The sequence below is a fragment of the Pseudomonas sp. yb_9 genome (assembly GCF_043103635.1).
In the GTDB taxonomy this organism is placed as follows: Bacteria; Pseudomonadota; Gammaproteobacteria; order Pseudomonadales; family Pseudomonadaceae; genus Aquipseudomonas; species Aquipseudomonas monteilii.
The window spans coordinates 1-9,238 of sequence record NZ_JBICKA010000019.1 but is presented as its reverse complement, the minus strand read 5'-3'; the positions used below and the strand labels follow the sequence as shown (position 1 = coordinate 9,238).

Below are 9,238 nucleotides of genomic sequence, written 5' to 3'. Positions count from 1 at the left end.
GAGGCGGAAGAACTCCTTGGACAGGTGGCGGAGCTCGTAGACAACCTCCAGCGCGTACAACGCATGGCAGATGAGCTGAGACTGGGTCATTCGCGCCGGAGTCTGCTCAAGGTTGCAGTACCGACCAGCATGTCTCAACACTTGCTACCGAGGATCGTTGCCGAATTCATGCAGGGCCGTGAGGACGTCGTCGTAGAGGTCATCACCGGCGGATACGATGCGCTGGAAAGGGCCGTACTCGACAAAAGCGCTGACTTCGCTTTCGTGCGTTTGCCTACGGAACTTCAGCATTTTGAAGTGCTACCGGTACTGGAGACCGAAGGGATGTGCGTCATGCACCAAAGCCATCCACTGGCGGAGCTATCGGAGGTCAGTCTCGAAGCATTGCGGTATGAACCCCTCGTGCTTCTGGGGCGGCAAAGGAGCCTTCGATCTGAACTCGACCTGCGTTTCCGAGAGGCTGAAATTACCCCTCAAGTTCGCGTAGAGGTCCACTCGGTCAGTGCTGCTTGCGCATTCGTTGCAGAGGGTATGGGGGTCTCAATTATCAATGGTCTTTTGGCCAAAGAGTTTGGTGGCCTTCCTTTGATCGCCAAGCCGCTGAGACCTGCGCTTTGCTATCGTTTTGGCCTGATTTTCCGCAAAGACCAGCCACGCTCTTTGCTGGTTGAGAGTTTCGCGGAGCACATGCGTAACAGGCTCACAGAGGTGAATGGTTCTACGCCAACGCAATAAATTGCATAGCCCAACCCGATTTACTCATAACGTTGAGTGACTGCATCCGATTGAACTAGTGTGCGCCCTGTAGCCCTGGGCCCCTACAAAACAATAATCGAGATCGCGCACCATGAACCTACCTCATGCACCGGCGGCGCAAGCCGCGCCTGCTGGAAAAGCAGACATCCCTCGCCCGGCCAAGCAGCTCAATCCTGCGTTGATCCTGTTGAGCATTGTTTTCATGGCTCTGGCCTTCACCTACTTCGTCGATTCAGGCCAGTTCCAGCGCAAAGACATCGCTGTTGTCCCCGGTTCGTACCAGACCTTGGAAAAGGACGCCTCTCTAAGCCAGCTATTTTCCACAGAGCCGCGTGCCACAACCGATTCTGCTGCACGTCCGGTCTCCTTGGTTGAGGCTTTCATGGCCATTCCACAGGGCATCGAGAAGCGAGCCGGCCTGATCTTCATGGTTTTGTTCATCGGCGGAATGTTTGGCGTGCTGAACAAGGCCGGGGCAATCGATGCTGGTCTTGAGCGGATACTTGGCCTTACCCGGGGCAACATCTACGTGCTGGTACCCTGCTTGATGCTGGTGTTCTCGGCCGGTAGCACGTTCATGGGACTGGCCAAAGAGTTCATCCTGATCGTCCCGCTAATGGTAGCGATGGCCAATCGCCTGGGGCTGCCCAACATTGTTGGTCTGGCGATCGTGGTGATCTCGGTGAAAATCGGCTATCTGGGTTCGATTACCAACCCCGTGGCATTGGCGGTTGCCCAGCCGCTAGTGGGCGTTCCAATGTTCAGCGGGCTGAATATGCGTGTGGCAGCCTACTTGGTGTTTCTGCTGGTCGGCATTGGCTTCGTGTTAATGACTGTACGCCGACTGGGTTACGACGCCAGTGCTGAGTTTACTTTTAAGCGCACACCGCTAGCGCCACGCCACAGTCTCAACCTTCTACTGCTGGGAGCGGGCGTCGCCTTCCTGGTTTATGCCTCCAATCGCTGGCACTGGAAGTACCCAGAGTTGTCTGCGTACTACTTGGCGATGAGCATGGTGTTCAGTGTGGTGGCTGGCATCGGTGCCAGCGAGGCTGCCGGCGCATTCGTCGACGGAATGAAGAAGGTGCTAATGGCCGGCGTGCTGATCGGTCTCGCCACTGCGGTGGAGATCATCCTCAGCACTGGCCAGGTGCTCGACACTATCGTCAACAACCTTTCCAACCTGGTCAGCGATCACGGCCCTCTAGTTTCGGCGTACGGCATGTTCTTCGCACAACTCGGGCTGGATGTCCTGATCCCGTCCACGTCGGGGCAAGCAGCAGTGACCATGCCAATCTTCGGACCGTTGGGGCAATTGTCAGGTGTGAGCGCTCAGACCACTGTGTATGCCTTTTTGCTGGGCAATGGTCTAACAAACCTGATCACTCCTACCTCAAGTGGCCTACTAGTGCTGCTTGCGACCGCTCAAGTCGGATGGGGTCAATGGGCGCGATTCATCTGGCCGTTGTGCCTGGTATTCGCGGCCATCGCCATGTGCCTCCTCTCCATTGCCGTTCTGACCGGCTACTGAAATCTCGGGCCGCGTATGCGGCCCTACTGCTTTGAGTGTCAAACATGCAAATCCTCAGAAACCTGATGGTCCCGATGCGCGATGGCGTTCGGTTGGCCACCGATGTCTACCTGCCTGATGAAAGTACCGGCGTGTGGCCAGTGGTGATCGAACGCACTCCATACGACAAGAGCAAGCCCTCACGCTCGGAGAAATGCCTGAATGGTCATCACTTAGGGCGTGAAGAGATGGCCCAAGCCTTTGCCGAACATGGCTTCGTCACTGTGTTTCAGGACTGCCGCGGTCGCTACGCCTCCGAAGGCGAATTCATCAAGTACGTCAACGAAGCAGAAGACGGCTACGACACTTTGGCCTGGTTGGTCGAGCAGCCTTGGTGCAATGGGAAGGTCGGAAGCATGGGTCTTTCTTATGCAGCCCATACTCAGCTCGCTATGGCCTGCTTAAATCCTCCAGGGCTGAAGACGATGGTGCTGGACTCTGGAGGCTTCGCCAACGCTTATCAATGTGGCATCCGCCAAGGAGGCGCATTCGAGCTCAAACAGGCCACATGGGCATACAAGCAGGCCAAGGAAAGTCCGGCAGCCAAAGCCGATCCACTATTGCGCGAAGCATTGGAGCAGGAAGACATCCGGCATTGGTTCGCCCATATGCCGTGGCGTCCAGGATTTTCACCGCTGCGTCATGCGCCAGCGTATGAGGACTACCTGTTCGACCAATGGGGCCGCGGCTGTTTCGATGCCTATTGGCAACAGTTGGGCATTTGCGCCGATCACTATCGCAGCAACATTCCCGATATTCCGGTGCTGCACATGTCGAGCTGGTATGACGCCTATGTCAGCTCAACCCTGGATAACTTTGCTGCCTTCGTCGCGAACGGTAAGGCACCACAACGACTCGTGATGGGCCCTTGGCTGCATGGCGACCGCAACATTAGCCACAGCGGCGATGCCGAGTTTGGCCCAGCCGCCGCTTTCGATGGGCAAGTGGCGCAGGATTGGCTGTCCTGTCGTATTGAGTGGTTTGTAAACCATCTGCAGCTACAGATCACTGCACCAGCCCAACAGGTGCAGGTATTCATGATGGGCGGTGGTAGTGGTCGCAAGCTTCAGGACACGCGAATAGATCATGGTGGTCAGTGGCTTGATGCACAGCAGTGGCCATTACCTGGCAGCCAGCGGTTGGATCTTTATCTTCATCCTGACGGTCAGTTGAGCAAAGGGGGGCCAGCGGCAACCGATGCTGCTTGCCACTTCCTCGCCGATCCATCTAATCCAGTACCGACCATCGGCGGCGCGCTGACTTCCGGCGCTCCTGTCTTCGAAGGCGGAGCGTTTGATCAGCGAGAAACACCACGCTTCTTCGGCGCGCGCGGAGATGGCAGTGCCATCTGCCAGCGCAGCGATGTGCTGTGTTTCGAAACTGAGCCGCTTGAAGCTGACCTTGCTGTCGCCGGTCCGGTAACGATCCAGCTGTGGGTCGAGACCGACGGCTTAGACACTGACTTTACCGCTAAGGTGGTCGACGTCTATCCGCCAAGCGATGACTTCCCAGAGGGGTATGCCATGAACATTACAGACGGCATCATTCGTTGCCGATACCGGGACAGCTGGAACGATCCGAAGCCGACGGTACCTGGGGAATGTTTCAAGGTGCAGATCGAACCGTTTGCAACCTGCAACCTGTTCAAGCGCGGTCACAGCTTGCGCCTTGAGATTGCCGGCAGCAATTTCCCACGGTTCGACGTAAACCCCAACAGCGGTGAGCCGGAAGGCTGCGCGAACAAAAAAAGGACTGCTCGAAATACCGTACATATGGGGGCTAAGCGGCCCTCCAGGATTCAGCTAACGGTCGTCCAAGCACCAGCTGGTAGCTGATAGCGGTATAGAGCTATCGCTTGGCAGCAGTTCTGGACAGCTGCCGAGCGCTGTCCCTGTAAACCAGTTTTTTTACCTGTTAACCACTGTAGTTAACAGGTAAAAAAATAGGTTTACACGATGCTCACCTCTACCCGTTCGACACCAGCAAATCGCCTAGCTCTTCACGGGCCATATCCACTCGGTCCATCCTGCGATAGGGATGATCAACAGGCATTCGGATGAGGCTCTCGAACCAAGCCGGATCGAATTTGAGCACCTGCTTGTGAATGTGCTCAAGCTCACCTTTGCGAAGCTGGGACACTACAAACTCCATGCTCTCAACCAGGCCGGATTCCTCGTTATCCTTAGAGATCCGGTGGCGGATGAAACTCATCTTGAGATCGAAGTAGGGGCCTTTCATCCCAGGAAGGCTCTTCGCCTCCAGCCGGCCTTTGGTGCTGATTTCCGCCCCTGGCACTTGAGACTCTATCGCTTTCACAAGCTCAGCATTCCCACCTATCTTCTGGCCAAAGAGCCGAGTGGCGTCCGACATATAGGCGAAGATCCATGGCACGTTGCGTAGCGTCGCACCGGTATAGAGGTAGCCGCGCTCCCCTTTGTAACGCTGCAGCATGCCTCGCAAGGCTTTCTCCGAGAGCACCACCTGGGTTTCCTTCTCCAGGATGTAAACCACGCGGTCAAACTGTTCTATCAAAAGCCTGAGAATCTTCCGCGGTACGCCGTCAAAACCGGTTTTTCGGTCGGTCTTCTTGTGCTGACGGGGCTGGAAGTATGGGCAATCGTTACGGGCCTCTCCATCAAATGGAGCGATACCGCGAATGCTCTTCGTCGCGTGCTTTCCGAAGGGATTTTTTACGTTTGGGGGTAACTCATACAGCCCTACCAGCTGGACAGGGTTGTCGCATGCCGGGCACACCGCGAACTGAGCCAGCTTGCCCGCGCTTCCGGGCTGATACCACGGCTCCCTGCGGAAGGTCTCAGACTCGAACCGATCCTTGTCTATGGTTTTGCTTTCAGTGTCTTCAATGCGGAGCTTGTACACATCCATCTTTGCCAAAACCGTATCAATAGAGGGTTTATTGATCGTACCCAGCGAAGTTCGGTAGCAGGAAGGCCTATCTGCCCCTTAGGTGGTCACCCTCCGGTGGCAGGCCTTGCCAGAAGCATGGGATTACCCCGTAAGGAGTCTGTGAGCCCCAGAAACAACTAACCCCCTGGTGCGCAGTGCAGGTCTGGGACCCGCCCGAGGCGTGGAGGCTATTCTTGTAGAGAAAATAACACCTGCCACGGAACGGATCAGTTGGTAGGCAGACCAGCCGTCAGCTATGGCCCAGCACCGTCGATCAAGGCCGCTCAATCAGCAAATCGTCGTCTTCTATGGCGTCTCCAAAACTGAACCAGTCGTGCAGGCTGTAATGCACGAAGTCTTCATCCTCCGCATCGAGCATAGTGAAATTCTGCAATACCGTGACATCCGCCCCCGAAGTACAGCCCCTCGTTGAGGTTTACGAAATGCTCCAGCAATTCGTTCAGCTGATCATGCAACTGACTTGTAAGCCTGGCGTGCTCTCGCTTGGTCTAAAAACGGAACATCACTTCATGCGCTTCGGGCGGGGCGCGAACTGGTCCCCAAGTTCTGCTTTTTTGAGGCATCCACTGGGTAAGCCGGCCACATGATTCGGAGGTGCAGATGTCAAGGCTCGGTAACCGACTTAGACGGTGAGACAGGCGTCGCGATCCCGGATCGAATGGCTTCGGCAGTAGGAGGGGGGGTGATCCAGTGGAGCATGAGACCAGCCAGGATGCTTGCGAGGGTGTTTACTGAGATTGTGACGAGAGCATTGCGCATTTTGGAGCGTCCGTTTCTGAAGTGGACCTCTATTTAATGCGCATAAATGGTGTGTCATTACCACCTACCAAAAAAATCGTCGCGCCCCAGAATGGGAATTCGCATTTGGCGACGATTCACGTTTATGCTCCTGCCACAGGTCGACTACAGCACAGTCAGTTGGCTAACCAGGACTCAACCACCTCGGCACCGTACTCTGCCTTCCAGGCCTTCAGAGTGCGCTGATTGCCCCCCTTCGTCTCAACGACTTCTCCGCTATGCGGGTTCTTGTAGGTTTTCACTACTCGTGGTTTCCGTGCAGGTTTTTGTGCAATAGATCCGGAATCTACGGGCTGCGGATCAATGATCTGGATCACGTGACGCAGGCTGTAGCCGTAATCGTTGAGCAGGTTGCGGAGCTTCGTTTCGAATTCCATTTCCTGCTTCAGGGCGGAATCATTCTTCAGTGCTTCCAGTTCGGCGAGCTGCGCGGCGAGCTGTTGTTCGAGAAGGCGAAATTCAGCGAGACGGGACATGAGATTCTCCAAGAAGTGGCCTGAGATTTTATCAGGCTAGACAGAAAGCGTGCTAAGTATCTTGTGGCCTAAACAGCCCTGCAATAGAGCAAAATCCAGTCCCCCCATTGGCGCTTGGGCAATCGCTTCGCGGCATTAGCAGGTGGTGATCAGCTCTGGTGTGAGGTTTTGCTTGAGTCCGGGAAGGCCGTTGCAAGGTCCATGCGTTCAGCTTCTTGAGTGATTTGAGCGAGTAACTCTGCCACTGCTCGGTTCTCTTTGAGGGCATAGCTCCCAACCAGTAATGTGATCGGATGAACTCCCAGCACTGGTGCGATGGTGTCCAGTTTCTCGATGGTCGGGACGTATCGTCCCCTTTCCAGCGTGCTGATGTAGGTACGACTGCTCACCGTCGCGAAGTCTTCTTGGGTCAGCTTTTGCTGGACTCGCATCCACTTCAGAACCCGACCGAATGCCTGTCTCAATTCCACTTTGCATCTTCCGCAAAAGGAAAGATGAGGCACCCGTGAACAGTATATGACTACAATGTATGCTGTTCATTTGAGAGGGGGTCATGATGTTTATCACCAACCGATGGGCAGAGGTGGATCGCTCCTTCGCCTGGCTGGCTGAGGATCAGCAGGCTTGGCATTTCGTGGAGCAACGGCTGTCATCGCCATGGATTCACATCACGGTGACGAGGGAGCGGGGAGAGGACACGTGTGTGGAGGTCTTCTTTCTGGAGGACATGCGTGGGCTGGAGCAGTTCACGCGTTTAACCCTGAATGGTGCCGTTGAGTTATCCCTTCAGATTGTTACTCCCGGGTGGATGAACGGTAGTAGCGGGTGGGCGATGGAGCATCTGGAGGTCATTCATGAAAGCGAGGATCGTTTGTACAGGTGTTACACCGTTCAAGGCGGTCGTCGGTATTACCAGCCTAACAGCTCCGAGTGCCGTGAGTATGGCTTCTTCAAGGAACTTTACAGACGAGGATAGCTGGTGAGTCAGCTCGTGGTATCTTCGAAGTATCGTCTTGGGTCAATTGCATCCTCGGTCATTAGCTGAGCGGCTTTGACGATTGTCTGAATTAATCGATTGTTCTCCATGCGTGCTTTTTGTAGCTGTGCTTCGAGAGCATAAATTCTCGCATCACTATTTTTACGCCCGACCTTTTTGAAGTCTTTAAGATGGGTCTGAGTGGCCGTATATAAAGATCGTATTTCCTCATCTCTCCAGAGCGTTTGACGACTAACACCCGCCTGCTGGGCAAGGCCACTTTGGGTGAGCGGTTCCTGAACCCGTCCGGCCTCATATTCGGCGAGAATGGACCGCACGTGGTCCTTCCATTTTTTTTCCTGCTTCATGATGAAGCCTTCTTAGGTTTTGAGTAAGCTTCTAAGGCCGTTTTGCAGCTCGTAACCATATCCATCACAAACAGAACGTGCTGATCGAAAGCGTGAGTATTATCGAGCTCAGCCTCAATACTAGACGTGATGTCAGTTTGGTTGTCAAAAATTGCCCTCAAAATTTTCTCGTACTCGCTGAGTAAGCTCTCGATAGCGGCCTTTGCTTCCAGATCATCAGGGTTCAGGTGAAAGGATTTACATCCAGAATCTGTACCGAAGCCTCTGATACACATGAGGCCCCTGTCGCACGGACTGATATAGAGCTCACGTGTACACCCGCCCCAAGGCGTTAGGTTGAGAATGCTGAGTTTCTCGATGATCATCTCTTCGATTTGTTCGTCAGCGATTGACTCCTCCCGCCATCGGATTACTAGCCTGCCCAAAAAGTCTGGGGGAGGGTCAACGGCCAAGTATAAAGATCTCACATATTCTGCTCGCTCTTTGGCAGTACGGTAGTCATATTGACGGCTTTGGCGTGGGGTTCGCCCCATCCATAGGTCCACAGCTGTTTCAGAGGGACCAGAACGAAGAATTGCCGTGGTAACCCAACGACGGATTTGATGAGGAGTGATGGAAAAGATTTCACCGTCTTGCCCTCGTAGGTCAAGGCGCTGAAAGATTGTTTTTTTTGAGGAGTTCGAAGAGAGATAGTTGTAGAGATCGGCTCTAAATAGGGGGCGGGGGATGATCCCTAGCTCAGATATCGAGTCAAACTGGTTTTCCCAGATTACAAGTAAGTTGTCACTCAGCTTGCTAGGATAACCTTTGGCAGTGTGCTTCGCATGATAAGGTGCTTCACTTCCATCACCAGGCATTGAAAATTGTTCTTCAAAATGGCGTCGCAGGTGAAATCTGTATTTATCTTCTAAAAGGCGCTTGAGCAGTCTGATATCTATGACCAGGGATGGTACTCCCGCCCCGAATCCTCTTTGAGATAACATAAGTTCTCTGATGCTTGCCCACTCATTCCGGATGTCGAAGAGTTGCGCATGTGAAGGATTGTTTCCAGGCTTGAAAAGCCCGTCGTGAACCATTCCCTTGAGAAAGGTGCGCAGGTGATCTACAAACCATTTGCTCTTTTTTACTGACGCCTCGGAGGATTTTGTGTGTTTTGCAATGTCAATGACGGATACGCTATAACAGTTCTTTTTGTACTCATTGAGAAAATTAGACCAATCCCAATTATGCATTCGTTCATCTATCCAAATTGCGATTCGAGCGGCCGTTATTCTAGGGAGTTCAACGCTGCTGCTGTAAAATCGCCCACCACTGTAGAGCTCTTTTGGAGATACGGGGAAGCACTTACATATCTCCTCAACAAAGT

9 protein-coding genes are annotated in these 9,238 nt (G+C 53.9%); 4 read left to right on the top strand and 5 right to left on the bottom strand.

Annotated elements, in window-relative coordinates; all coding sequences use genetic code 11:
- The 3 genes from ACF8MI_RS04590 to ACF8MI_RS04580 all read left to right on the top strand — a co-directional run.
- The coding region (locus ACF8MI_RS04590) for a LysR substrate-binding domain-containing protein (protein WP_392517381.1) at nt 1-735 on the top strand (735 nt) is incomplete at its 5' end.
- 112 nt (nt 736-847) lie between these two features.
- Complete coding sequence (locus ACF8MI_RS04585; protein ID WP_003253475.1) at nt 848-2,287, top strand: YfcC family protein; 1,440 nt, start codon at nt 848-850, stop codon at nt 2,285-2,287.
- Nucleotides 2,288-2,331: 44 nt separating this feature from the next.
- On the top strand, nt 2,332-4,161 hold the full coding sequence (locus ACF8MI_RS04580; protein ID WP_003253477.1) for a CocE/NonD family hydrolase: 1,830 nt from the start codon (nt 2,332-2,334) through the stop codon (nt 4,159-4,161).
- Between the two features lie 130 nt (nt 4,162-4,291).
- Here ACF8MI_RS04580 and ACF8MI_RS04575 read toward each other — a convergent pair whose 3' ends face one another.
- From ACF8MI_RS04575 to ACF8MI_RS04565, 3 genes are all read right to left on the bottom strand, one after another.
- A complete protein-coding gene (locus ACF8MI_RS04575) occupies nt 4,292-5,212 on the bottom strand; it encodes a hypothetical protein (protein WP_003253479.1) in 921 nt (306 codons plus the stop codon).
- A gap of 956 nt (nt 5,213-6,168) precedes the next feature.
- Nucleotides 6,169-6,528, bottom strand: coding sequence for a histone-like nucleoid-structuring protein, MvaT/MvaU family (locus ACF8MI_RS04570; RefSeq protein WP_003253484.1), 360 nt, complete (start codon nt 6,526-6,528; stop codon nt 6,169-6,171).
- A gap of 149 nt (nt 6,529-6,677) precedes the next feature.
- Nucleotides 6,678-6,998 carry a helix-turn-helix domain-containing protein gene (locus ACF8MI_RS04565; RefSeq protein ID WP_003253486.1) on the bottom strand — a complete coding sequence of 107 codons (321 nt, stop codon included), beginning with the start codon at nt 6,996-6,998 and terminating at the stop codon, nt 6,678-6,680.
- Nucleotides 6,999-7,081: 83 nt separating this feature from the next.
- Here ACF8MI_RS04565 and ACF8MI_RS04560 point away from each other — a divergent pair, with 83 nt between their 5' ends.
- A complete protein-coding gene (locus tag ACF8MI_RS04560) occupies nt 7,082-7,504 on the top strand; it encodes a hypothetical protein (protein ID WP_003253488.1) in 423 nt (140 codons plus the stop codon).
- 8 nt (nt 7,505-7,512) lie between these two features.
- Here ACF8MI_RS04560 and ACF8MI_RS04555 read toward each other — a convergent pair whose 3' ends face one another.
- Both ACF8MI_RS04555 and ACF8MI_RS04550 read right to left on the bottom strand, forming a co-directional pair.
- Entirely contained in the window at nt 7,513-7,872 is a 360-nt protein-coding gene (locus tag ACF8MI_RS04555) for a hypothetical protein (RefSeq protein WP_003253491.1), read from the bottom strand.
- The coding region (locus tag ACF8MI_RS04550; RefSeq protein ID WP_392517380.1) for a hypothetical protein at nt 7,869-9,238 on the bottom strand (1,370 nt) is incomplete at its 5' end. The genes ACF8MI_RS04550 and ACF8MI_RS04555, both read right to left, overlap by 4 nt.